We start from the raw sequence: 24,354 nt of genomic DNA, 5'->3' as shown, positions 1-24,354 counted from the left end.
ATGAGCTTTCTCGACATCGACAACGTCACCAAGTCCTACGGCAATGTCGAGGTGCTGCACCGCGTCGACATCGACGTTCAGGAGGGGGAGTTCCTGGTCCTCGTCGGCCCGTCCGGTTGCGGCAAGTCCACGCTGCTGAACATGATCGCCGGGCTGGAAAACATCACCGGTGGCAACATCTCGATCAACGGCCGTGTCGTGAACGACGTTCACCCGTCCAAGCGCAACATCGCGATGGTGTTCCAGTCCTACGCGCTTTACCCGAACATGACCGTGGGTCAGAACATGACCTTCGGAATGGAGATGCACGGCATCCCCAAACCGGAACGCGACCGCAAGCTGGCCGATGTCGCGAAGCTGCTGCAGATCGAGAACCTGCTGGATCGCAAGCCCGGCCAACTGTCGGGCGGCCAGCGCCAACGGGTCGCGATGGGTCGGGCGCTGGTTCGGGATCCCGACGTATTCCTGTTCGACGAGCCCTTGTCGAACCTCGACGCCAAGCTGCGCGTCGATATGCGGACCGAGATCAAGAAGCTGCACCAGAAGCTTGGGACGACGATCGTCTACGTCACCCACGACCAGATCGAGGCGCTGACCCTGTCCACCCGCATCGCGGTGATGAACAAGGGTTACGTCCAGCAACTGGGCACCGCGAAGGAAGTCTATGACGACCCCGCGAACATGTTCGTGGCAAGCTTCATGGGCAGTCCGTCGATGAACCTGATCCCCGCGAAGATCGTCGAGGATAACGGCGCGCTGGCGGCCGAGATCACGGATGCCTCTGGTCGGCCTGTGCGGCTGCGACTGTCGCGCGACGGGGCGGGCGTCCGCGCGCATCTTGAACGGCGTGTGATCCTTGGCATCCGGCCCGAGGCGATCACAGATGCGGAAGGTGCTGATCGGCGGGCGAGCAATCTGCAGGTGCTGGGCAACGATGTCGCAGTGACGGAACCGGCGGGTTCGGACACCTTCGTGACGATGACCCTGTCGGGCAAAGACTGCATCGCCCGGATGCGTGCCGACGCCGAGGCCAGGGCAGGCGCGCATTTCGACTTCACCGTCAACATGGACAAGGCGGTCCTGTTCGATCCCGAAACCGAGGAACGGATCGACCGCTGATGAAACCCGACGTTCTCATCATCGGCTCGGGCATGGGCGGTGCGACAGTCGCGGCAGCGCTGGCCGACACGGGTCGACCGATCCTGATCGTCGAACGCGGCGAGCAATTGCCCGACAGCGATCACGCACGCGACCCGCAGGCGATCTTCGGCGCAGGCCATTTTCGTTCGCCCGAGGAATGGCTGGACGGTGAAGGCAAGCCCTTCAACGCGCGCATGTTCTATTACGTCGGTGGCAGCACCAAATTTTACGGCGCGGTGCTGCTGCGGTATCGGGCCGAGGATTTTCGTCCGATGCGGCACCTGGGTGGCAAGACGCCGGGTTGGCCGGTCACCTATGACGAGTACGAGCCATGGTATACGCGCGCCGAGGCGTTGTTTCAGGTTCGCGGCGCGGCTGGCGAGGATCCGACCGAGCCGCCTCGGTCGGCTCCCTACCCATATCCGCCGGTGCCCGACGAGGCCGAAATCGCCGACGTTCGCCGTCGCCTGCGGGGGATCGGTCTGCATCCATCCTCACTGCCGCTGGGTGTCGACATCGCGCGCTGGCTGGAACGCGGGCAGCATCCATGGGACGGCTTCCCCGATACGCGGTCGGGCAAGATGGACGCCGAGACGATTTTGCTCACCAGGGCTTTGGAACGTTCTAATGTTGAGCTGGCAACGAGGACACGGGTGCGGCGGCTGGTCGCGGACCAAGACGGCAACGTCACGGGGGCAGTTGTGGAGCGGAACGGGAAAGCCGAACTCATCGAGGCTGGTACCGTCGTGCTGGCTGCAGGCGCGGTCAACAGCGCAGCGATCCTGCTGGCGTCGGGCCTGGCGAATTCGTCCGATCAGGTCGGCCGTAACTTCATGAACCACAATTGTTCGGCAGTGCTGGCGGTCCATCCGTGGCGGCACAACCGCTCGATCTACCAGAAGACGCTGATGGTGAACGACTTCTACCTGCGCGGCGGGCCGGACGACATGCCGCTGGGCAACATCCAACTGCTCGGTCGGGTCTCGCGCCCGATCCTGAAGATCACTAGCGGGTTGCCGGGCTGGCTGGCCGGACCGATCGCCGATCGCGCGGTGGATTTCTACGCCATGTCCGAGGATCTGCCCTCGCCCGACAGTCGGGTGACACTGAAGGGTGAACAGATCGTCTTGAACTGGCCGCGATCGAACTGGGAGACGCATCTCGCGCTGGTCGCCAAGCTGAAGTCGGTGCTGCGCAAGGCAGGATTCCCGATTGTGCTGTCCAAGCCGTTCGATCGTGCCACACCTTCGCACCAATGCGGCACGGCCCGCATGGGCAACGACCCCCGCACCAGCGTCGTGGATCCGTGGGGACGCAGCCACGATCATCCGAATCTGTGGGTCGCGGATGCCAGCGTTCTGCCGACCTCGGCCGCAGTGAACCCTGCGCTGACCGTCGCGGCGCATGCGCTGCGGGTGGGCCATGCCATCGCGGAGGCGGCGTGAGACCCGTCGCGCTGATCACCGGCGGACAGCAGGGCATCGGCCTCGGCATAGCAGAAGCATTGCGTGACGCAGGCTTCGCACTGGCCATCGCTGCGGAACGGCCGCCGCAAGACGTGACCGAGGCCATAAGAAGTCTTGGTGACAGCGCCCGCTATTATCAACACGACCTGTCCCGGATCGAGGCGATCCCTGCTCTGCTCGACCGCATCGAAGCCGATCTCGGTCCCGTCACCTGCCTGATCCAGAATGCCGGTGTTCCCGCGCGTATCCGCGGCGACATGCTGCAGATCACGCCGGACAACTTCGACTTCGCGATGGATATCAACCTGCGCGGCGCCTTCTTCCTGGCGCAGGCGGTGGCACGACAGATGCTGGACCGGCCTGCCGACACCTACCGATCACTGGTCTTCGTGACCTCGGTCTCGGCCGAGATGGTCTCGGTCGAGCGGGCCGAATACTGCATCTCGAAATCCGCTGCCTCGATGATAGCGCGTACTTTCGCAGCGCGGCTCGCCGCCCAAGGGATCGGCGTTTTCGAGGTCCGTCCGGGGATCATTCGGACCGCGATGACCGAAGGCGTCAGTGCGAAATACGACGCGCTTATCGGGGATGGGCTGGTGCCCGCCGGCCGCTGGGGCGAGCCGGCCGATATCGGTGCGATCGTCTGTCCTCTCGTCACCGGTCAGATGCACTTCGCCACAGGCGCCATCATTCCCGCCGATGGCGGATTGTCGATTCCAAGGCTGTAGACATGCGAGACGACTACGATTTCATCATCGCCGGAGGTGGCAGCGCGGGTTGCGTGCTGGCCGCGCGATTGTCGGAAAACCCCGACGTCCGCGTCCTTCTGCTGGAAGCGGGCGGCAGGGATCGTCATCCGTTCTATGCCATGCCGGCCGGTTTCGCGAAGATGACCAAAGGCATCGGAAGTTGGGGTTGGTCCACGGTCCCGCAGCGACACATGCAGGACATGGTGATCCGCTTTACCCAGGCACGCGTTCTGGGTGGAGGTTCGTCCATCAACGCGCAGATCTACACCCGCGGCAATGCGCAGGATTATGACGAATGGCGGCAGATGGGCTGCGAGGGTTGGTCCTACGAAGACGTCCTGCCCTATTTCCGCAAGTCCGAGGACAACGACAGCCTGTCGGACCGCTATCACGGCAAGGGCGGTCCATTGGGCGTGTCGCGCCCCGCCGCGCCGCTGCCGATCTGCGAGGCCTATTTCAAGGCCGCGGGTCAGTTGGGCATCCCCTTCAATGCCGACATGGCAGGCGAAAGCCAGGACGGCGTCGGCTATTACCAGCTGACCCAGCGATCAGCCCAACGCTCATCCACCTCCAAAGCGTTCCTTGATCCGGCGCGCTCGCGCCCGAACCTGACCGTGCGGTCGGGCGTACAGGTTCTGCGCATCGTCGTGAACGAAGGCCGCGCGACGGGGATCGAGATCGCATCCGGTAGCGGAACCGAGATCCTGCACGCGGGGGCCGAGGTTCTGCTGTCCGCAGGCGCCATCGGCTCCCCGCGACTTCTGATGCTGTCAGGCATCGGGCCTGCGGACCACCTGCGTGATCTGGGCCTGCCCGTGGTGCTGGACCAGCCCGAAGTCGGCGCGAACCTGCAGGATCATCTGGATCTTTTCGTCATCGCCGAATGCAGTGGGCCGCACACCTACGACCGTTATGCCAAGCCGCTTTGGTCGGCAGTGGCAGGCCTGCAATATCTGGTCAGCCGCAAGGGACCGGTCGCCTCAAGCCTCTTTGAGACCGGGGGTTTCTGGTACGCCGATCCCGACGCACGTTCGCCCGACATCCAGCTGCATCTGGGTCTAGGTTCGGGGATCGAGGCAGGGGTTGCCGCGATGCCCAACGGCGGGGTCACGCTGAACTCGGCCTATCTGCGCCCGCGTTCGCGCGGCACCGTCCGCCTCGCCAGCGCCGATCCGAAGGCGGCGCCGCTGATCGATCCGAACTACTGGTCCGACCCTCATGACCGCGAGATGTCGATCCGCGGCCTTAAGCTTGCGCAGAAGATCATGCGTCAGGACGCCCTGAAGCCTTTCGTGAAGCGAGAGGTTCTGCCTGGACCGGATATTCGCAGCGATGAGGATTATGTCCGATATGCCTGCAAGAACGCCAAGACCGACCATCATCCTGCCGGCACCTGCCGGATGGGTGGCGACGAGGCTGCCGTCCTCGATCCGCGTCTGAAGCTGCGCGGCATCGCGGGTCTTCGCATCGTCGATGCGTCGGTCATGCCCCGCCTCGTTTCTTCGAACACCAACGCGCCCACGATCATGATCGCGGAAAAGGCCGCCGACATGATCCGCACCGACACCGGAGCCTGACATGATTCGTCATATTGTTCTGATCCGCTTCCGTCCCGAGACCGGGCAGGACGTGATCGACGCCATCTTCGCCGACCTCGACGCCGTTGGGCAGCATCTGCCCGGCATGGGACGATTTCTTGCTGGACGCAGCGAAAGTCCTGAACAGATCGAACGCGGCTTCATGCACGGTTTCACGGTCGATTTCGCAAGCTGGGAAGCACTTGCGGCCTATCAGGACCACGCGGAACACAAGAAGGTCGGCGCACGGATCGTGGCAGCAGCCGAAGGCGGCATGGATGGGATCCTGGTTTTCGATCTGCCGGTCGAAGGGGTTGACCCATGCTGATCCTGCCGACCTATGAGGGCGCACTGCAGCCGTATGCGCCCAAGGGTGATCCCCTGGTGCCCCGCGCGCCGCGCTTGCCGCTGACGCGCACGGCGTTTGCCGCCGCCCATGTGGTCAGCGATCCTCTGGCCGAGCGCGATCCCTGGGTCGGGCGCCCGTCGGTCGATTGGGACAACACGCTGCGTTTCCGCCAGTGGCTGTGGGATCAGGGGCTGGGTCTGGCAGAGGCGATGGACACCGCCCAGCGAGGGATGGGCGTCGATTGGCTGACCGCGAAGGAGTTGATCCAGCGCACCATGGTTGAAGCCAAGGCGCACCCGCTGAAGCCGCATGTCGCCTGCGGGGCCGGCACCGACAGCCGAACGCCGGACGCGCTGAAGGACGAGGCCTCGATCATTGCCGCCTACGAGGAACAGATGGAAGCGATCGAAGCCGCGGGCGGCCAGATCATCCTGATGGCCACGCGCGCCCTGCCTGCCATCGGCGCTGATGCCGATGCCTACGCCCGCGTCTACGATCGCCTGCTGGGCCGGGCGCAGGATAAGGTGATCCTCCACTGGCTGGGCGACATGTTCGATCCGGCGCTGACCGGATACTGGGGCAGCGTGGACATCGCCGCTGCCTCGGACGCGGTGCTCGCGATCATCGAGGCCAACCGCGACAAGGTGGACGGCATCAAGATTTCCCTGCTCGATCAGTCCCATGAAGAAGCGTTCCGTGCGCGCCTGCCCGAGGGCGTGCGGCTTTATACAGGTGACGACTTCAACTATGCGGCGCTGATCGAGGGTGACGGGTCGCGGCATTCCCACGCTCTGCTCGGCGCATTCGCGGCTATCGCCCCAGCCGCCGCGCAAGCGCTGGAAGCGTTGGCAGTAGACGACCGCGAGACCTATCACGCGCTTCTCGCGCCGACTGTTCCGTTGTCACGAGAGATCTTCAAGGCTCCGACACGGTTCTACAAGGCGGGGATCGCCTTCCTTGCCTGGCTGAATGGCGCGCAATCGCATTTCATCATGCCGGACGGCTTCCAATCCTCGCGCGAGATCACGCACTACGCCGAGGTGTTTCGCCTGGCCGATTCCGCGCGACTGCTGACGGACCCGGACCTTGCGACGCGGCGGATGAGCCAGCTTCTTGCTGTCCACGGGATCGAGCCCGGCTGATGGCGCGCAGACCGACAATCCTGGATGTTGCGCGTCACGCAGGTGTCTCCAAATCCACCGTGTCGCTGGTGCTGCAGAAAAGCCCGCAGATCCGGCCAGAGACGGCGGAAGTCGTGCGGCGAGCGATTGAGGCGACGGGCTATGTCTATAACCGCGCTGCAGCCAACCTGCGTTCCAGCAGCACAGGCCTGATCGGGCTGATCATCAACGACCTGCGCAACCCCTTCTTCACGGAATTCGCGGCCAGCTTCCAGACCGCGCTTTTCGCGAGGGGGTTCGCGACGGTGATTTCGGATTCAGGCGAAGATGCCGGGCGGCAGGACCGGATCGTGCAGTCGATGATCGAACATGGCGTCGCGGCGATGGTCATTTCACCCGCCTACGGCGACACCGATACCTCGTTCGCGCGGATTGAACGCGCAGGAATCCCGACATTGCAGGTTTTGCGCCAGGTCTTTGCCGATACAGGGACGGTGCCCTTTTCTTCCTTCGATTACGCCGAAGGCAGCGCGCAGGCTGCCCGTCACCTGATCCAGACGGGGTCACGCCGCATCGCGTTCGTCGGCGGACTGGAGGGTCGACCGATCACGGCCGAGAGGATGCGCGGCTATGTCGAGGAGACCGCCCGTGCCGGTATGACGCCGCTTACTCTGTTCGGTCGTCCATCGCGTCTGTCCGGCGCGGAACTGGCCGGACGACTGCTGGATGACCATCCAGACGTCGATGCTGCCATCTGCTTCAACGACCTGACCGCGCTTGGCATGATGACCGAATTCACGCGACGCGACATCCGGCCGGGACGCGACTTCAGACTGGTCGGTTTCGATGCGATCGAGGAAAGCGCCCAGGTCTGGCCGCCGCTCAGTTCGGTGGCCTGCGACATCGGACGCTTTGCCACGGATACCGCCGCAGCCCTTCTGAGCTGGCTGGACGGTGGCACGCCGCCCGCGCCCGTCCGGCGTCAGCCCGTGGACCTGATCGTCCGTGCCTCGAGTGCGCCCCGACACGATTAGACATCTACGTGATGCATCCGATCCCATGTCTCGTTCGTGAGTGATGACAACGCCCGCGCTCTGATGCGAAAAAAACCTTGGGCGGTAAGGCTCAGCGACGGGATACGGGATTGAGACAGAAGCAGACACGACAGCGCGTCGCGATCATCGACACCGGGATATCCGGACTGGGGACGGCGTGGCTCCTGGATCCGCACCATGACATCGTCGTCTTCGAGGCTGAAAAACGTCCCGGCGGGCATTCCCGCACGGTCGAGGCCGAGGGGGTGAACGTCGATACCGGCTTCATCGTCTGCAACCGGCGCACCTATCCCTTGTTCGTGCCGCTGATGGATCACCTTGGCGTGCCGCTCATCCCCAGCGACATGTCTTTTTCGGCCAGCTTCGGCGGCGGTAGCTATGAATACGGGACCTTCTCCACCCGGGCGATGTTCGCCCAGCCGATGTGCCTGGTAGATGCCGGCCATTGGCGGCTGATCCGCGACATCCTGCGCTTCATGCGAGAAGCCCCGGATCATAGCGGCCACGACGGAAGCATCGGTGATCTGATTTCGGCGCTGCGATTGGGCGACGAGTTTCGCGACCGCTTCCTGCTGCCGATCTCGGGTGCGATTTGGTCAACGCCCACGGCAGAAATGTTGGACTTTCCGGCCGGCACCTTCGTGCGGTTCTTTGACAATCATGGCTTGCTGGCTGTCAACGGCCAGCCCCAATGGCTGACGGTGCAGGGCGGATCGCGCACGTATGTTGAGGCAATCATACGCCGCTTATCGGGCGAGTTGCGCATTGGCTGCCCCGTGCAATCAGTTCGGCGCGGACGCGACGGCATCACCGTTCACAGCCCACGTGGTGCAGAAAGCTTCAATCGGGTTGTTTTCGCCACCCATGCGCCTCAGGCCTTGGCGCTGCTCGATCTACCCGATGGCGACGAGCGTGCGATCCTCGGTGCGCTGCAAACTCAGCCCAACCGGATGGTGCTGCACTCGGACGAGACGCTGATGCCGCGCCGACGCTCGGCCTGGGCTTCGTGGAACTATGTCACGAACGGTGACATGCCAGCGACAGACAGGCCGATCAGCCTGTCCTACTGGATGAACCGTCTTCAAAGCCTGAAAACCGAACGGCCGCTGATCGTCACCCTGAATCCCGAAACCGAGCCGCAGCACGTGCATGACGAGGCATGGCTCGACCATCCGCGCTTCGATGCGGCGGCAATCGCTGCGCAGTCACGGCTGCCCGAAATCCAGGGGCGCGGCGGCGTCCACTATGCCGGCGCATGGACGCGCTACGGTTTCCACGAAGACGGGCTGCTGTCCGCCTTGAGGGTGGCGCAGTCGCTTGGCCTGGACTGGCCGCTTGGACCGGACCCTTGGGTCGCGCCGCGCGGCGCGATGGCGTCATGACCGATCTGTGGGACGGCGCGTTGATCGAGGCGGCCATCTGGCATGGCCGTTCCGGTGATCTTGCCCGCCAGTTCCGTTATCGCGCGACTTATGCCGCGCTGCCGCTCGACAGGCTGGAAGCGGGTGATCTGCCACTGAAACCCGACCGGCGCGGTTTATGGTCGATCAGGCGGCGGGATTATGGCCATGGTGACGGCGCGCCGCTGACCGATTTCATCGCCGATATTCTGGATCCTCATGGTCTGCCCCATTGTCGCGTGACGCTGGTCACGATGCCGCGCGGATCGGGCTACGGCTTCAATCCGGTCAGCTTCTGGCTTGCGCGCGACGATGAAGGACTGCGCGCTGTGCTGGCAGAGGTGTCGAATACCTTCGGAGAGCGTCACCTTTATCTGTGCCGGCACCCGGACAATCGCGTGATCGCACCCTCTGACCGGTTTCAAGGCAAAAAACTGTTCCACGTCTCACCCTTCCTGCCCCGATCCGGGCAATATCAGTTCCGGTTCGACCCGGGACCGGATCGGTTCGGTGCATGGGTCGATTGGACCGGGGTCGACGGCACCGTCCGGCTCGGCACATCGATGGCGGGACCGGCGCGTCCGCTGACCCGGGCCAACCTGCGCGCGGCCGCCCTGCGCCAGCCCGTGCAGCCGTTGCGGGTCATAAGCCTGATCCATTGGCACGCGCTGAAACTGAAAATGCATGGCGTTCGTTACCGTCCCAAGCCGCCACAGCTGCTGACCGCACGGTCGGACGCGTATTCGACGGGAAACCGTGATGACTGAAAGCCGAGGAGTGTCCAAGCGCATCTGGATCATGGGTGCGTCCGAAGGGATCGGCGCCGCCCTGGCCCACGAATGGGCAAGCCAGGGACACCGCCTTGTCCTGTCGGCGCGATCGGAAGGACCGCTTCGGTCGCTCGCGGAACAGATCGGCGGCGCTGAGATCATTCCCGCCGATGTGGCCGACCTGTCCAGCCTGACGACGGCGGCCGACCAGATCCGCGAAGGCGGCGAACTGGACCGCGCCGTCACGCTTGCCGCGCTGTACGATCCAGGCAAGGTCATGGCGATCGACACAGAAACCGCCGGACAGATCGTTACCGTGAACGTGACGGGCACCTTCAATTTTGCCCGCACGGCCGTGCCGTTGCTACGCAAGGGCGGGCAACTCGCCCTGACCGGCTCGGTCTCGGGTTATATCGGCCTTCCCCAAGGGCAGATCTATTCGGCGACGAAGGCTGGCGTGATCAATCTGGCGGAATCGCTGCGCGCTGAGCTTGCCCCCGATGTCGACGTGCGCCTGATATCGCCCGGCTTCGTCGACACGCGCCTGACCCGGAAGAATGACTTCAAGATGCCCGCAATCATCGAGCCCGAAGAGGCTGCCAAGGCCATTTCCAAGGGTCTCGATGCAAGCGGTTTCGAAATCCATTTTCCCCGCCGCCTGACACTGTCGCTGAAGCTGTTGCGCACCATGCCCTATTGGCTGGCGATGCGGCTGACGCGCCGGCTGGTCACATAGGAGTACGCCGATGAAACGCCGTGTCTTCACTGCCCTGATGATGGCGCTTGGCAGCGCGATCACCCTTCGCCGGCCTCGCATCGCCGAAGCCGCCGGACCCGCGCCCACCTTCACCTTTCCCGGCATCGACGGCAGTACGATCGACAGCGCTGAATGGCGCGGCAAACCCGCACTGGTCGTAAACACCGCCTCGCTCTGCGGCTTTACGCCTCAGCTTGAGGACATGCAGGCGCTATACGAAAGCCATGCGCCGAAAGGTCTGGTCGTGGTCGCAGTGCCGTCCGACGATTTCGCGCAGGAACTGGACGACGCCAAGAAGGTCAAGGAGTTCTGCACCCTCCAGTACGGCATCACCCTGCCGATGACCGACATCCTGCACGTGAAGGGCAAGGACGCACATCCGTTCTATGCCTGGGTGAAAGAACAGAGCGGCTTCCAGCCCGGGTGGAACTTCAACAAAATCCTGCTGGGGCCGGACGGAAACATCGTCGCGACCTGGGGGTCGATGACCAAGCCCGGCTCGGACGCGATCCTGTCCAAGGTCGAACCACTGCTGCCGCGCTCGTGACACCGCAGCCGTGACGCGCCGCCTTGTCCTGATCCTCGGCGACCAACTATCGCCCACGATCTCGTCGTTGAAAGGCGGCGAGAAGGCGCATGACGTCATCCTCATGGCCGAGGTCGATGCCGAGGCGACTTACGCCGACCATCACAAGCAGAAGCTGGCCCTGGTCTTTTCCGCCATGCGCCATTTCGCCCAGGACATGGAAGATCGGGGGTGGAGCGTCGATTACCGCAAGCTTCCCGACGGCGTGCCCGATCTGGAAACCGCGCTTGCCGAGGCAATCGCGAAGCACAAGCCCGAGATGGTAATCGTGACCGAGCCGGGCGAGTGGCGGCTATGGGATACGATGCAGGACTGGGAGGATCGCCTTGGCGTTCCCGTGCTGATCCGCGAAGACGAACGGTTCCTGTGCAGCCGCCATGAATTCGCGACCTGGGCGGACGGTCGACAGACCCTGCTGATGGAAACCTTCTACCGCACCATGCGTCGCAAGACGGGGCTGCTGATGGACGGCGATGAGCCGGTCGAAGGGCGCTGGAATTTCGATGCGGAAAATCGCAAGCCGCCCAAGGACAGCCTGTTCATGCCTGACCATCCTGCGGGCGCCGACGATCCGATAACCACCGAGGTGTTGGACATGGTCGAAACGCGCTTTCCCGACAATTACGGTGCGCTGCGGCCCTTCTGCTGGCAGGTGACGCACGAAGCCGCCGAAAGGGCGCGCGACGTCTTTCTGCGCGACGCTCTGCCGGATTTCGGCACGTTTCAGGATGCGATGCTGGTGGGACGGCCGTGGATGTACCACTCGATCCTGTCGCCCTATCTCAACCTCGGTCTTCTGGACCCGCTCGACCTTTGCCAGCGCGCCGAGGCGAAGTGGAAGGCCGGACGCGCCCCGTTGAACGCCGTCGAAGGGTTCATTCGCCAGATCATCGGCTGGCGCGAATATGTCCGCGGTGTCTATTGGCTGAAGATGCCGGACTACGCGGGCTCGAACGCGCTGGGCGCCGAACGGCCGCTCCCTGACTTCTACTGGACTGCCAAGACGGACATGAATTGCCTGGCCGAGGTTGTCGGCCAGACGATCGAGACCGCTTACGCCCATCATATCCAGCGCCTGATGATCACCGGGACCTACGCGCTGCTGATAGGCGCTGACCCCGTCGAGGTTCACCGCTGGTATCTGGGCGTTTACGCCGATGCCTATGAATGGGTCGAATTGCCGAACACGGTGGGTATGTCGCAATTCGCCGACGACGGGCTTCTGGGAACGAAGCCCTATGCAGCAAGTGCGGCGTATGTCGACCGCATGTCGGATTACTGCAAATCGTGCCGGTACGATCCCAAGAAGCGCACAGGCGAGGACGCCTGCCCGTGGAACGCCCTTTATTGGAATTTCATCGCGCGACACGAGGACAGGCTGTCGCGCAACAACCGGATGAGCATGATCGTGAACAACTGGCGGCGGAAACCCAAGGATGAACAAAGGGCGCTTCGGAAGGCTGCTTCCGACCACATGGCCGCGCTGAATCCTTATTCGGGCTGAACGCTTACGTCAGCCAGCGCGTCACCATGACCCCTGCCCAGGCCGAAAAGCCGGTCAGCGCCCCACCCCAGATCGTGTCGACCACCACCTGCTGATAGGACCAGTCCCGCAGCGTGGCGAGGTTGGTGAATTCATAGGTGCCATAGCACATCAGCCCCAACAGGACGCCATTGATCAGCGCGCTTGTCGGCGCATCTTTGGCCAGTGCCGGGAGTGATACGAAGTAGAGGACACCCATGACGTACGCAGCATAGAACAAGCCCGCCGGTGCCATGCGGAAGGGCTCCGCCAGCAGATCGCCGATGTGACGCTCGAAGATCGGGCGGATGATCGTGCTGATGCCGACCGCGTCGATCCCGAGAAAAATGATCGCCGTCGAGATATAGAGGATAATGGTCTGCATGACGTCCCCGCCGCTGATGCCTGAGTCTGCAACGCCGCAACAGCCGGTTGAGTTCGTCGAGCGCATCGACTGACGGCGCGCTTGCTGATTGCCGCGCCCTTCCCACAGGCCTAGGGAGAACGCGCCGCTTTCATGTTCGACAGCCGGCTCAGCTTTCCAAAGGACGGGCGCCATGACGACACCTGAGACCCTTGCGCCAATCTTTGCCCCGACTGGCGTTCTTCGCGTCGCGCTGAACCACGGCAACCGCGTGCTGGTCGGCCGCGACGATTCGGGCCATCCCGTCGGGATTAGCGTCGATCTTGCGCATGCACTGGCAAAGGATCTTGGCCTGCCGCTTCGCTTCGTGGAATACGACAGGGCGGTCGACGTTTCCGCATCAGCCCAAGACAACGCCTGGGACGTCTGCTTTCTGGCTGTCGATCCCAAGCGCTCGGAAACGATCGATTTCTCGCAGCCCTATGTCCGCATCGATGGCTGTTACCTGGCTTCGTCGGATTGTCCTGCTGTCGACGCGACGGACCTTGTGCGATCTGGGGTGAAGGTCGGCTCCGTCACCGGAAGCGCCTACACCCTGACGCTGGAGCGTCTGCCCGGCGCGGAAAATATCGTCCTGTTTGACGATATCCACCTGATGCTTGCGGCTTTCGAAAGGAGAGATGTCTCAGCGGTCGCGGGGATCGGCACGGTCATGCATCGAGAGGCGGAAGACCGACCGCGGACGCGTGTCCTGACCCCGCCCTTCATGGAGATCCGGCAAGCCATGGCGGTGCCGCGCGGACGCCCCGCCGCTGCAGAGCATCTGCGGAGGTTCCTGACCCACGCCGCACGCTCCGGTCTGGTCGGCGACATTCTGGAAACTCACGGCGTGTCCCGGAATTGCGCAGTTATCCCCAACTGATGCCGTTACGGTTTTGCGAAAGAGTAATTCGGATCAGAAACCGGGATTTTCGCGCGCGCCCAGATGGGTCTTTGCGAATCAGTGATTCGCTTGCGCATACAACTCAGAATTGAGTGAAATCGCTATGCCTCGCGTCGGCGGAGAATCGCCGACGTGGAGAGCGACTTTTTGCCGGAGGCCAAACCGCGAAAACCTCAGGAAACACGGTCGTTTGCGACATAATCTGGCGCAAGCCACGGAATTTTCGTGGAATCGTTACAAGTTTAGCGATATCGCTTTTCCGTGAGGCGGAAAGTGTCGGGGGACAGCTTTTCTGATCCGGGATGACGTCGCGAGCGCTGTTTGCGCTCCGATCCCCTGTGGCCATCCATCCCGACGAACCGCTCGCGAACCTGTGCCCTTGCGAGATTGGGAATGTTGTAATGAGTTACTATTACAAAAAGTACGAGTGGACTGCCTTCAAGGAATCGGACCTGCTGAAATCGGGTGACTCGAATTTCAGCTATGGCGACAGCTTCACGATGAAGACGCCGTCGGTCAGCATGTCGACTTATGACAATGACTCCACCCTGTCTGGCGGCACCAGCACCTGGTGGTCCAACACCTATTCCGCCGATCAATACGGTCAGGACGCATCGGTCAACGATTGCCGCGTCGGCTGCAAGATGTACGCAGAGCGTTATCACGTCCTGCAGGGGTCTGATGGCAAGACTTATTACCTGATCGAGATCGCAATCGAAGGGCACGACGCGCCCGGCGCCGGCTCGAACTACCTGACGTTCTACGGTGCGCAGCCCCCGGCCGGCACTGTCCTGACCTCGCGGGGCACCTGCGAAGTCTCGGGGTCGTGGATCGACTATTCGTGCCTCGGTGCGGGCGACAAGGTTCCGCCAAACACGCCGCCGCATTTCACCAACGTGCCGTCGGATGGAATGTTCTGCGTCGACGAGAACACCAAGCTGGTCATCGACCTCGATGCGAAGGACGCCGATTGCGACGCGCTGAGCTACTCGATCACCGGCGGCGCTGACAGCGCGGTCTTCCAGATCGACGAGAAGACGGGTGAACTGAGCTTCAAGACCGCGCCCGACTACGAGGCGCCGAAGGATGCCGACGGCAATAATGTCTACAAGGTCATCGTCGCGGTCAGCGACGGCAAGGGCGGGGTGACCAACAAGGAACTCTCGATCTGCGTCAAGGACGTGGACGAAAAGCCGACCTGCGTCGTGATCGAAGCCGAGGACATGCAGCTTTGCGGCTACAGCGTCAAATGCGCCTCGAGCGCGTCGGGCGGCGAATATGTCGCACTGAACGCGTCGTGGTGGGGGTCGAGCAGCGGCTACATCCAGACCAAGTTCGGCGGCGTCAGTGGCGAATATGACATGACGCTGCGCTACTGGGACGGGTCGGGTGACGGTCTGATCAAGATCTTCGTCAACGGCGAGGAAGTCGGGTCGGTCCGGCTGAACGACGATTGCGGCTGGAAGACGCTGTCGCTGGAAGGCCTCGACATCGACAAGGGCGATGTCATCACGCTGAAAGGCTATGGCAGCTGCGCCGAAGGCGCGATCATCGACAAGATCAAGCTGTGCCCGGCAGAACCCGAGCCGCAGCCCGGCGCGCTGGAAGGCCGCGTCTTCATCGATGCCAACAAGGACGGGATCGACAACGGCGAGACGGGCGTTCAGGGCGTCACCGTCCAACTGCTGACCGCAGCGGGCGTCGTGGTGGGAACCACGCTGACCAAGGCTGACGGAAGCTATGCGTTCACCGGCCTCGACGCCGGCAGCTACAAGGTCGTTTTCCCGACAACGGTGAACGGCCGCGTGTTGACGAACCAGAACGTCGGCAACGACGACACGATCGACAGCGACGCCAACGTGACCACCGGTCAGACCGGCAACTACACCGTCGTCGCGGGCCAGACCACGAAGGACGTGGATGCAGGCCTGGTCGATCCGGGAATCGCGAAGCTGGGCGATTTCGTCTTCATCGACGCCAACAAGAACGGCGTGCAGGATGCGGGCGAAGTCGGTCTCGCTGGCGTGGGCGTGACGCTTTATGCTGCGGACGGCGTGACGGTGCTGGCCACCACGACGACCGACGCGAACGGCAAGTACATGTTCCACAACCTCGATGCCGGCAGCTATGTCGTCGGCTTCATGGAAGCGGACGGTTTCGACTTCACCACCGCCAATGTGGGTAACGACGCTTTCGACAGCGATGCGAATGCGACGACCGGCAAGACCGGCATCGTGACGCTTGCGATCGGCGAGACCAATAAGACCGTCGATGCCGGGGTCGTGGCCGAAAACAAGGCTCCCGATGCCAAGGATGACGCCGCAAAGACCTGCGCCGATACGGCCAAGACTGTGGACGTGCTGGCCAACGATACCGACGCCGACGGCGACACGCTGACCATCACCTCGGTCGCCGGTCAGTCGATCGTCGAGGGCGGCACGGTCGACGTGAACGGCGTGTCGATCTCGCTGGTCGGCGGCAAGCTGGTCATCGACGGCGCCTCGGCCTACGCCGATCTCGAGATCGGCCAGAAGGTCTCGGCCAGCTACAGCTACACGATCTCGGACGGCAACGGCGGGATCGACACGGCGAAGCTCGACATGAGCTTCTGCGGCGCGAAGAATACGCTGGACACGATTGCGGCCAGCCTGCCGGAAAGCGGTTTGCTCACTGTGTCTCGTGATCGTGTTGGTGACACGTTCTATAATGCGGTCGTTACCGGCACCGGGGATGATCGTTTCGATGGCCAGAGTTTCGACATTGCCTATTGCGTCGCTGGCTATGACTTCCTTCAGATAGATACGCCCTTCCTTGCGAAAATCTATCTGGCTGATGCGGACTCCATCCCGGCGGGCACAGTCGCTAATCCGCAGAACCTGGACATGGTCAACTGGATCCTGAACCAGGACTTCAGCGCTATGGATAACGGCGATGGTACTGGCGGAACTTATACCGAGGCTGAAATTCAGGGGGCTATCTGGGGGCTCACCGACGATCTGGTATTCGTGAACGAGAATTTTCCAGCCTACGGCACCACAGCCAATGCGCGTGAGATCTACGACATGGCGCTGGCGAATGGAGACGGTTTCGAAGCGGGTGAAGGCGATATAGTTGGCGTGATCTTTGATCCGGTTCTGCCTGATGCTCTGCCGACCGAGCAGCCGATCATCCTCGGTATCGACTGGCATGCTCTGGCTCAGGATTGCCTCTGCGCATAATCGCTCTGTGGCGATGCATTAGTTTGTGCCGCCACACCTAAATTTCGGTCGTCCAAGGATCGAAATGGGCATGTGCGTGCACATGCTTGTCTTGTACGCGGGACTTGGACACCCGCATGTTCATGGAGCTATAGCGATGAAGAAAATTACTCTTGCTGGCCTGACTGCTACATTGTCGTCGTTTGTGGCAAATGCTGCATTCGCGGCTGGTGATTGCGACGGATTGAACCAGTCTAACTGCCCGGTGGCCGTTCCCGAAATCAGCGCGCTGGAAGGCACCGCCGCCATCGCCGCGCTGGCCGCCATCGTGCTTCTGACCTGGGAGCGTCGTCGCCGCGCTCACTGAGCTTGCGACCATGATGCGACCTGACAGGCCCGCTCAAGGCGGGCCTGATCATCTTTTGAGCTATCTGAATCACACCCGCATGACCGATGCCACTGCCATGTCCAGCCGACCGCGCCTGCGCCCGCTTGCGTTGGCCGCGATCCTGCTTGCGGCGGAATTCGCCGTCATCGGCATCACCTTCAAGCACGGGATCGACTTCCGATGCCTCGACAACTGGCCCGCGGGCGCCTGCCGTTCCGCCAGTCGGTCGCTCGCCGCGCTGTACTGTGTGATCGCGGTGCTTGGGCTTTACGCGCTGCTTCGCCCGACCCTGTTCCGTGACCTGCTGGCCGAGGCAGGACGCGACGCTCGACCGCTTGGTTTCAACGTCATCGGTTTCGCTTTGGCAATGGCACCGCTGCTGTTCATGCAGCAGGGTCAAGGCGCCGCGATGATGGGGCCGGCCTTCGCCTGCTGGGCAATCGGGATGACGCTGATCCTCGGCGGATTGGCAGGATGGCTCGCGCCGCTGCGGCGGTGGCGCGCATTTCTCTCGCGCGCAGGGGTCACGCTTCTCGTCGTTCTGGCCGCAGGCGCGCTCGCCCCTGTTCTTGCGGTCAGTCTGCAACCGCTGTGGCAACTCGGCACGATTGCGGACGCGACCTTCCGTGCGGTGACCTGGCTTGTCGACGCGATGGGTTATGACATCGTCGCCGATCCCGTGCTGAAGCATATCGGCCAGGGTGACTTCGTCATCTCGGTGGCGCCAGTCTGTTCAGGGATCGAAGGCATCGCGCTGGTCACGATCTTCGTCAGCCTCTACCTATGGCTCTTCCGCACTGAACTTCGCTTTCCGCGCGCGCTGCTTTTGTATCCAGTGGGCATCGCCACCAGCGCCGCGCTGAATGTGGTGCGAATCTCGGTCCTGCTGATCATCGGGATTGAGGGGCAGCCCGAACTGGCCGTCGGCGGGTTCCACAGTCACGCGGGCTGGGTCATGTTCACCGCCGTAGCGCTCGGGCTGATCGCCGCCGCACGCGGGATCGGCTGGTTCAACCGGCACCCGGTGACGGCGGCGGCTTCACGACCGCTTCCGCCGCTGCGGCAAGACCCCGTCGCGGGGCGGATTCTTCCGTTCGCCGTCTTCATGCTCACCGCAGTCGTGGCGCCCGCGATCAGCCAGAACCCGGCGCTGTTCTACCCGATCCGGGTGCTTCTGCTCGCAGCGGCCGTCGCGCTTGTCTGGCCCGCCATCCGGCCCACGATTGCACAACTACGCCGCGTGTCACCCCTGTCGTGGATCGTCGGGGCGGCAGTCGGTGCATTGTGGGTCGCGATCCCTGTTCAGGCCGCCGAAGCGCCACCCTACGGCGCGCTAAGCGGCGGTCTCGTGCTTCTATGGCTGGTGTTTCGCGGCATCGGGACCGTTCTTCTCGTCCCGCTGGTCGAAGAACTGTTCTTTCGCGACTACCTTGAAAGCCGGATCAGAGGGGCTGCGCCAGATGAACCTGCGCCGCTCTGGCGCGTGATCCTGGCAGCGGTGGTGACCGCAGGCTTCTTCGCGGCCCTGCATGATCGTTGGGCCGAGGCCCTGATCGCCGGACTGCTTTTCTCGTGGGTCGCACGTCGATCAGGCCGGATCGCTGACGCCGTGGCAGCCCACGCAATCGCGAACCTGATCGTCTTTGCCGCGGCGATCCTGACCGGAAACCTTGCGATCATCTGACGCACAAGAAGCGTCACGCGGCGATCTGGCGTGCTTTCTGGACCATGACCTCGGCCTGTCGGATCGACGCGTAATCGATCAGGCGTCCATCCAGAGATACGGCACCTTTGCCTGCCGCTTCAGCCTCGGCCATCGCCTTGAGGATGCGCTCGGCCTTTTCGATTTCGGCCGCCGACGGGCTCATGACCTCGTTGGCCAAGGCGATCTGGCTGGGGTGGATGGCCCATTTGCCCTCGCAGCCAAGAACCGCGGCGCGGTACGCAGCTGCCTTGAACCCGTCGGGATCAGAGAAATCTCCGAACGGTCCGTCGATGGGTCTAAGGCCGTTGGCACGCGTGGCGACGACCATGCGTGATAGGGCGTAATGCCACATGTCGCCCCAGTGGACGTTACGTTCGCCGACTGAATCAGGGTCGGTCAGCACCGCATAATGCTCGTTCACGCCGCCGATCACCGTGGTCCGCGCGCGCGTGCTGGCGGCATAATCCGCGACACCGAAATGCAGGCTTTCGTTGCGCTTCGAGGCGGCAGCGATGGCGCTGACGTTCTGCATTCCCAGCGCGGTTTCGATGATGTGCTCGAACCCGATGCGTTTGCCGAAGCCCTTCGCATCCTCGATCTGCGTCACCATCATATCCACGGCATAAACGTCGGCCGCCGTCCCCACCTTGGGGATCATGATCAGGTCCAGGCGCTCGCCGGCCTGTTCGACGACATCGACGACATCGCGATACATGTAATGCGTGTCGAGCCCGTTGATCCGAATCGACATCGTCTTCTTGCCCCAGTCGATCTCGTTCAAGGCCTTGATGATGTTCTTGCGCGCGCCTTCCTTTTCGTCAGGGGCGACCGCGTCCTCAAGATCAAGGAAGATAACATCGGCGGCAGATTCCGCTGCCTTTTGAAACATCTGGGGCTGACTTCCAGGCACGGCCAGTTCGCTGCGGTTGAGGCGGGCTGGCGCCTGCTCGATCGAGTGGAAGCTCATCGTCGATGTCTCCTGCAAATGGGAAGGTCTGTCGCCCCTATGCAGGAAAGAAATAATGTTTCGTGTCAATCAATCTAAAGGTCGTAAAATTACGCTGATCCTGCTTTACTCGATACTCCCGGGCAACCGACTGGAATAATAGAAGGCGATGGCCTGCGCCCGATTTCGGACCGCCAGCTTATCGTAAAGGTTGGACAGGTGGAATTTGACGGTGTTAGTGGAAATGCCGAGTTCGACTGCCAATTCGCGATTGCTTAGACCCTTGGACAACGCTTCAAGCATCGTCCGCTCACGGCGGGACAGCGTGTGTATCGGGTCCTGTTGCAGATCGCGCACGTCAAGATAGGGGAACACCATCTTGCCTTCGGCAACCGAGACGCACGTGTTCAGCAGCGCTTCGACCGGACCGTTGCGGGCGACAAACCCCGCAGCACCCGCACTCATCGCGGCACGGTGCGCTGCGCTGCCCTGATCGGCGTAGACGACAACCCGAGGCGCGCTGTGCTGCTCGCGCAGCACTTCCAGAAGACGCGCACCACCCAGGATCGGCAGATCCCAGTCGATGATCCCCACCTGCGCCGGCACCCGCATGACGGTGGCGAGGAAGCCTTCGGCCGTCGCGGACGTCGCGATCAGCGAGAAGCGGGCGTCGCGCTCGAACACCCCCGACATGGCTGAGAGAACAAGGGGGTTGCTGCAGGCAAGTATGACCGAAATCTTCTCTCGCGCGGAAGTCGATGTCTGCAATTCGCTCTCCCTGCGGGCTGGCCCCTACCCATTCGGCTAGGGACAAGCAGGTATACCATCGCATTCTTACCCAGGTGGATAGGTTTTTCCCCACCCGAATAGATACCAGGAAGCAGGATTAACGGCGGTTGCGGTAGAAGTCGAGTGATTGTTCATTCAGCGGGTAATTTCGTTTCAAGGATGCGCCGCAATGAGCAAGATCGTGATCTTTCCGCAACTCGAGATCCCTGCCACTCTGGCCGCGGGCCCGGGGCCGGGCAACACCGATGCTCGCGTCCTTGATCGTTTTGCAAGCGCCGGGATCGCGGATCACATGCAAGCCGACGTGCTGCGCGGAATGCTGGAATGCAAGGCGATGCTGCGGTCGGTGATGGGAACCACCAACATCCATACGTTCGGCGTCGCCGGCACCGGGTGGAGCGGACTGGACGCGATGTTCAGCGCAGTCATGCCGGGCGACAAGGTCGTCATGTTCGTGAACGGGACGTTCTCGGGCATCGACGGACTGACGGTGCGGATGAAGGCCGCGACGGCCGAGGAACTCGCCGCGGACCCGCTGGATCCGAAACCCGCGTCGGTCACCATCGTAACCATCCCGCACGGCGAATCGATCAGCGCCGAAGTCGTCGACGCGGCCCTGGCCGAACACAAACCGAAATGGGCCGCGATGGCCCATTCGGAAACCGGTTCGGGCCGGGTCAACGACATCAAGGGTTTTTCCGACGCATGCGAGCGTCATGACGTCATGGGTCTTGTCGATGCGGTGTCGTCGCTCGGGGTCGAGAACTTTCGCATCGACGACTTCTCCGGCGTTCACGGTTGGGCGTCCTGTCCTCAGAAGGGTATCTGCTGCCTGCCCCTCACCTATGCGCCCGTCTCGTTCACCGACCGCTATATTGCGACATTGCGGCAGACCGGCTGCCGGACCTTTGTCCACAATCCGATCCTTGAGGCGAGGCACTGGGGCATCATCGACGGCAAGGATGTCGAAAAGCCGACCTATCACCGCACCCACAGCGCCTATGCAATCGCCGCCTTCCACGAAGCCTTGCGGATCACGCTGCAGGAAACCGTGCCGCACCGCGCCCGCAATTATGCCTTCCACGAGGCTGCGCTGCGCGAGGCGCTGACCGCAATGGGGTGCAAGGTGACGTCGAACATGACCTCGCTGGTGGTCTTGAACCTTCCCGAGACGCTGGCCGGTCGAGAAGCCGAACTGGTCCAGGGCTGCCGCGCCGAAGGCTTCGGCATCTGGCCGACGCTGTCAGAGCCGGTGCAGGTTCGCATCGGCATCCTGAACCTGCTTAGCCGCCGCAACATTATCGACATCGTCACCCGCTTTGGCGCAGCGCTGAGTCGCATGGGCGCCGAGGTCGACATGGAAGCGGTCCACGCGACGCTCGACCGTCACTTCGACCGCGCCGTCGCTGCCGAATAGGACGGGCCCGAAAAAGGGGGGAAACATGGATATCCACGAGTACCAGGCCAAGGAAATCCTCAGCAATTTTGGCGTCGCCATTCCGCAGGGCGCGCTGGCCTACAGCCCCGAGCAAGCGGCTTACCGCGCGCGCGAAATGGGCGGAAATCGCTGGGTCGTGAAGGCTCAGGTTCATGCGGGCGGTCGCGGCAAGGCGGGCGGCGTCAAGGTTTGCGACAGCGATGTCGAGATCCAGGACGCCAGTGAAAAGATGTTCGGACAAAAGCTGGTGACGCACCAGACGGGCCCCGAAGGAAAGGGAATCTACCGCGTCTACGTCGAGGCGGCCGTCCCGATCGAGCGCGAGATCTATCTGGGCCTCGTGCTGGACCGCGCCAGCCAGCGCGTGATGATCGTGGCCAGCGGCGAAGGCGGAATGGAGATCGAGGATATTTCGGCCCAGAAGCCCGACAGCATCGTCCGGGCAACGGTCGAACCCGCTGTCGGATTACAGGAGTTCCAGTGCCGCGAGATCGCCTTCGCGATGGGTATCGCACCGGCCATGGTCCAGCAGATGGTGCGAACGCTGAACGGTTGCTATCGCGCCTTCCGCGAACTCGACGCGACGATGGTCGAAATCAATCCGCTGGTCATCACCGGCGACGACCGCATCCTTGCGCTGGACGCGAAGATGACCTTCGACGACAACGCGCTGTTCCGGCATCCGCAGGTCGCGGAACTGCGCGACAAGTCGCAGGAAGACCCGCGCGAATCGCGCGCGGCGGATCGCGGGCTGAACTATGTCGGCCTCGACGGCCATATCGGCTGCATCGTCAACGGCGCCGGTCTGGCGATGGCGACGATGGACACGATCAAGCTGGCCGGAGGCGAGCCTGCGAACTTCCTCGACATCGGCGGCGGCGCCACGCCCGAGCGGGTCGCGAAGGCGCTGCGGCTGGTGATGTACGACGAGAAGGTGCAGGCGCTGTTGGTCAACATCTTCGCGGGCATCAACCGCTGTGACTGGGTTGCCGAAGGCGTCGTGCAGGCCTTGCGTGAAAATCCCGTCGATGTGCCGGTCGTGGTGCGCCTTGCGGGGACGAATGTCGAGGAAGGGCAGAAAATCCTCGCCGAAAGCGGGCTGCCCCTGATCCGTGCCGCGACGCTGAACGAAGCGGCCGAGCGTGTCGTCGCCGCCTGGAAAAGCGATGTCAGCCACCACCAAGCCAAGCTGAGGGCCGTCTGATGAGCATCCTGATCGATCGCGACACCAAGGTCATCGTCCAGGGCATCACTGGCAAGATGGCCCGGTTTCACACCAAGGAGATGATCCAGTACGGCACCAACGTCGTCGGCGGCGTCGTTCCGGGCAAAGGCGGCGAGACGGTCGAGGGCGTGCCGGTCTTCAACACCGTCAAGGATGCGGTCGCCGCGACCGGCGCCGAGGCGACGCTGGTCTTCGTGCCGCCCCCTGCAGCCGCCGACGGCATCATGGAGGCCGCTGATGCAGGCATCCGCTACTGCGTCTGCATCACCGACGGCATCCCGGCTCAGGACATGATCCGGGTCAAGCGCTACATGTACCGCTACCCGAAAGAGCGGCGGATGGTCCTGACCGGCCCGAACTGCGCAGGCACGATCAGTCCCGGCAAGGCGATGCTGGGGATCATGCCGGGCCACATCTACCTTCAGGGACATGTGGGCATCATCGGCCGCTCGGGCACCCTGGGCTATGAGGCCGCGGCGCAGCTGAAGGAACGCGGCATCGGCGTATCGACCAGCGTCGGCATCGGGGGCGATCCGATCAACGGGTCTTCCTTCAAGGACATCATGCAGCATTTCCAGGACGACGATGACACCCACATCATTTGCATGATCGGCGAGATCGGCGGCCCGCAAGAGGCCGAGGCCGCGGATTTCATCCGCGATCATGTCACGAAACCCGTCGTCGCCTATGTCGCCGGCCTGACCGCGCCGAAAGGTCGCACGATGGGCCATGCGGGCGCGATCATTTCGGCCTTCGGCGAAAGCGCCAGCGAGAAGGTCGAGATCCTGTCCGCGGCAGGGGTGACCGTCGCCGAGAATCCGGCGTCCATTGGCGAGACCATCGCCCGCGTGATGCATTAGGAGCGTG

Annotated in this window: 22 protein-coding genes; 19 read left to right on the top strand and 3 right to left on the bottom strand. The window is 62.9% G+C overall.

Features of this window, described 5'->3' with window-relative positions:
- From MLD63_RS02930 to MLD63_RS02875, 12 genes are all read left to right on the top strand, one after another.
- Nucleotides 1–1,119, top strand: coding sequence for an ABC transporter ATP-binding protein (locus MLD63_RS02930; protein ID WP_255328339.1), 1,119 nt, complete (start codon nucleotides 1–3; stop codon nucleotides 1,117–1,119).
- Nucleotides 1,119–2,585, top strand: coding sequence for an FAD-dependent oxidoreductase (locus MLD63_RS02925; RefSeq protein ID WP_255328338.1), 1,467 nt, complete (start codon nucleotides 1,119–1,121; stop codon nucleotides 2,583–2,585). The genes MLD63_RS02930 and MLD63_RS02925 overlap by 1 nt, the downstream gene beginning before the upstream one ends.
- On the top strand, nucleotides 2,582–3,334 hold the full coding sequence (locus MLD63_RS02920; RefSeq protein ID WP_255328337.1) for a 3-ketoacyl-ACP reductase: 753 nt from the start codon (nucleotides 2,582–2,584) through the stop codon (nucleotides 3,332–3,334). Before MLD63_RS02925 ends, MLD63_RS02920 begins: the two co-directional genes overlap by 4 nt.
- A gap of 2 nt (nucleotides 3,335–3,336) precedes the next feature.
- Complete coding sequence (locus MLD63_RS02915; protein ID WP_255328336.1) at nucleotides 3,337–4,932, top strand: GMC family oxidoreductase; 1,596 nt, start codon at nucleotides 3,337–3,339, stop codon at nucleotides 4,930–4,932.
- 1 nt (nucleotide 4,933) lies between these two features.
- Complete coding sequence (locus MLD63_RS02910) at nucleotides 4,934–5,260, top strand: Dabb family protein (protein WP_255328335.1); 327 nt, start codon at nucleotides 4,934–4,936, stop codon at nucleotides 5,258–5,260.
- Complete coding sequence (locus MLD63_RS02905; protein WP_255328334.1) at nucleotides 5,254–6,423, top strand: dihydrodipicolinate synthase family protein; 1,170 nt, start codon at nucleotides 5,254–5,256, stop codon at nucleotides 6,421–6,423. The genes MLD63_RS02910 and MLD63_RS02905 overlap by 7 nt, the downstream gene beginning before the upstream one ends.
- A complete protein-coding gene (locus tag MLD63_RS02900) occupies nucleotides 6,423–7,436 on the top strand; it encodes a LacI family DNA-binding transcriptional regulator (RefSeq protein WP_255328333.1) in 1,014 nt (337 codons plus the stop codon). The genes MLD63_RS02905 and MLD63_RS02900 overlap by 1 nt, the downstream gene beginning before the upstream one ends.
- Nucleotides 7,437–7,546: 110 nt before the next feature.
- Nucleotides 7,547–8,839 (top strand): NAD(P)/FAD-dependent oxidoreductase, encoded by a 1,293-nt coding sequence (locus MLD63_RS02895; RefSeq protein WP_255328332.1) that lies wholly within the window; start codon nucleotides 7,547–7,549, stop codon nucleotides 8,837–8,839.
- Nucleotides 8,836–9,624 carry a DUF1365 domain-containing protein gene (locus tag MLD63_RS02890; protein WP_255328331.1) on the top strand — a complete coding sequence of 263 codons (789 nt, stop codon included), beginning with the start codon at nucleotides 8,836–8,838 and terminating at the stop codon, nucleotides 9,622–9,624. The genes MLD63_RS02895 and MLD63_RS02890 overlap by 4 nt, the downstream gene beginning before the upstream one ends.
- A complete protein-coding gene (locus MLD63_RS02885; RefSeq protein ID WP_255328330.1) occupies nucleotides 9,617–10,363 on the top strand; it encodes an SDR family NAD(P)-dependent oxidoreductase in 747 nt (248 codons plus the stop codon). Before MLD63_RS02890 ends, MLD63_RS02885 begins: the two co-directional genes overlap by 8 nt.
- A gap of 10 nt (nucleotides 10,364–10,373) precedes the next feature.
- The gene (locus MLD63_RS02880) at nucleotides 10,374–10,931 is read left to right on the top strand and encodes a glutathione peroxidase (protein WP_255328329.1); all 558 of its coding nucleotides are present in this window, start codon (nucleotides 10,374–10,376) and stop codon (nucleotides 10,929–10,931) included.
- 10 nt (nucleotides 10,932–10,941) lie between these two features.
- Complete coding sequence (locus MLD63_RS02875; RefSeq protein ID WP_255328328.1) at nucleotides 10,942–12,474, top strand: cryptochrome/photolyase family protein; 1,533 nt, start codon at nucleotides 10,942–10,944, stop codon at nucleotides 12,472–12,474.
- A gap of 4 nt (nucleotides 12,475–12,478) precedes the next feature.
- On the opposite strand, the gene MLD63_RS02870 is transcribed toward MLD63_RS02875, so the two are convergent.
- A complete protein-coding gene (locus MLD63_RS02870; protein WP_255328327.1) occupies nucleotides 12,479–12,877 on the bottom strand; it encodes a DUF2177 family protein in 399 nt (132 codons plus the stop codon).
- 172 nt (nucleotides 12,878–13,049) lie between these two features.
- On the opposite strand from MLD63_RS02870, the gene MLD63_RS02865 reads away from it, so the two are divergent.
- From MLD63_RS02865 to xrtE, 4 genes are all read left to right on the top strand, one after another.
- On the top strand, nucleotides 13,050–13,778 hold the full coding sequence (locus tag MLD63_RS02865) for a transporter substrate-binding domain-containing protein (RefSeq protein WP_255328326.1): 729 nt from the start codon (nucleotides 13,050–13,052) through the stop codon (nucleotides 13,776–13,778).
- A gap of 422 nt (nucleotides 13,779–14,200) precedes the next feature.
- A complete protein-coding gene (locus tag MLD63_RS02860) occupies nucleotides 14,201–17,017 on the top strand; it encodes an SdrD B-like domain-containing protein (protein ID WP_255328325.1) in 2,817 nt (938 codons plus the stop codon).
- Between the two features lie 244 nt (nucleotides 17,018–17,261).
- Nucleotides 17,262–17,363 (top strand): VPEID-CTERM sorting domain-containing protein, encoded by a 102-nt coding sequence (locus MLD63_RS02855; RefSeq protein WP_255328324.1) that lies wholly within the window; start codon nucleotides 17,262–17,264, stop codon nucleotides 17,361–17,363.
- 79 nt (nucleotides 17,364–17,442) lie between these two features.
- On the top strand, nucleotides 17,443–19,068 hold the full coding sequence (gene xrtE / locus MLD63_RS02850) for an exosortase E/protease, VPEID-CTERM system (RefSeq protein ID WP_255328323.1): 1,626 nt from the start codon (nucleotides 17,443–17,445) through the stop codon (nucleotides 19,066–19,068).
- 13 nt (nucleotides 19,069–19,081) lie between these two features.
- On the opposite strand, the gene MLD63_RS02845 is transcribed toward xrtE, so the two are convergent.
- Both MLD63_RS02845 and MLD63_RS02840 read right to left on the bottom strand, forming a co-directional pair.
- The gene (locus MLD63_RS02845) at nucleotides 19,082–20,056 is read right to left on the bottom strand and encodes an HpcH/HpaI aldolase/citrate lyase family protein (protein ID WP_255328322.1); all 975 of its coding nucleotides are present in this window, start codon (nucleotides 20,054–20,056) and stop codon (nucleotides 19,082–19,084) included.
- 105 nt (nucleotides 20,057–20,161) lie between these two features.
- Nucleotides 20,162–20,764, bottom strand: coding sequence for a response regulator transcription factor (locus tag MLD63_RS02840; protein ID WP_255328500.1), 603 nt, complete (start codon nucleotides 20,762–20,764; stop codon nucleotides 20,162–20,164).
- Nucleotides 20,765–20,993: 229 nt separating this feature from the next.
- On the opposite strand from MLD63_RS02840, the gene MLD63_RS02835 reads away from it, so the two are divergent.
- From MLD63_RS02835 to sucD, 3 genes are read left to right on the top strand one after another with little or no spacing between them, the layout of a single operon-like run.
- The gene (locus MLD63_RS02835) at nucleotides 20,994–22,241 is read left to right on the top strand and encodes a pyridoxal-phosphate-dependent aminotransferase family protein (protein ID WP_255328321.1); all 1,248 of its coding nucleotides are present in this window, start codon (nucleotides 20,994–20,996) and stop codon (nucleotides 22,239–22,241) included.
- A gap of 25 nt (nucleotides 22,242–22,266) precedes the next feature.
- Nucleotides 22,267–23,466, top strand: coding sequence for a malate--CoA ligase subunit beta (locus MLD63_RS02830; protein ID WP_255328320.1), 1,200 nt, complete (start codon nucleotides 22,267–22,269; stop codon nucleotides 23,464–23,466).
- The gene (sucD, locus tag MLD63_RS02825) at nucleotides 23,466–24,347 is read left to right on the top strand and encodes a succinate--CoA ligase subunit alpha (protein ID WP_255328319.1); all 882 of its coding nucleotides are present in this window, start codon (nucleotides 23,466–23,468) and stop codon (nucleotides 24,345–24,347) included. Before MLD63_RS02830 ends, sucD begins: the two co-directional genes overlap by 1 nt.
- Nucleotides 24,348–24,354: the final 7 nt, after the last annotated feature.

It is taken from the genome of Paracoccus albicereus, assembly GCF_024359525.1.
Classification (GTDB): domain Bacteria; phylum Pseudomonadota; class Alphaproteobacteria; order Rhodobacterales; family Rhodobacteraceae; genus Paracoccus; species Paracoccus albicereus.
This window is presented reverse-complemented; position numbering and strand designations above follow the sequence as displayed.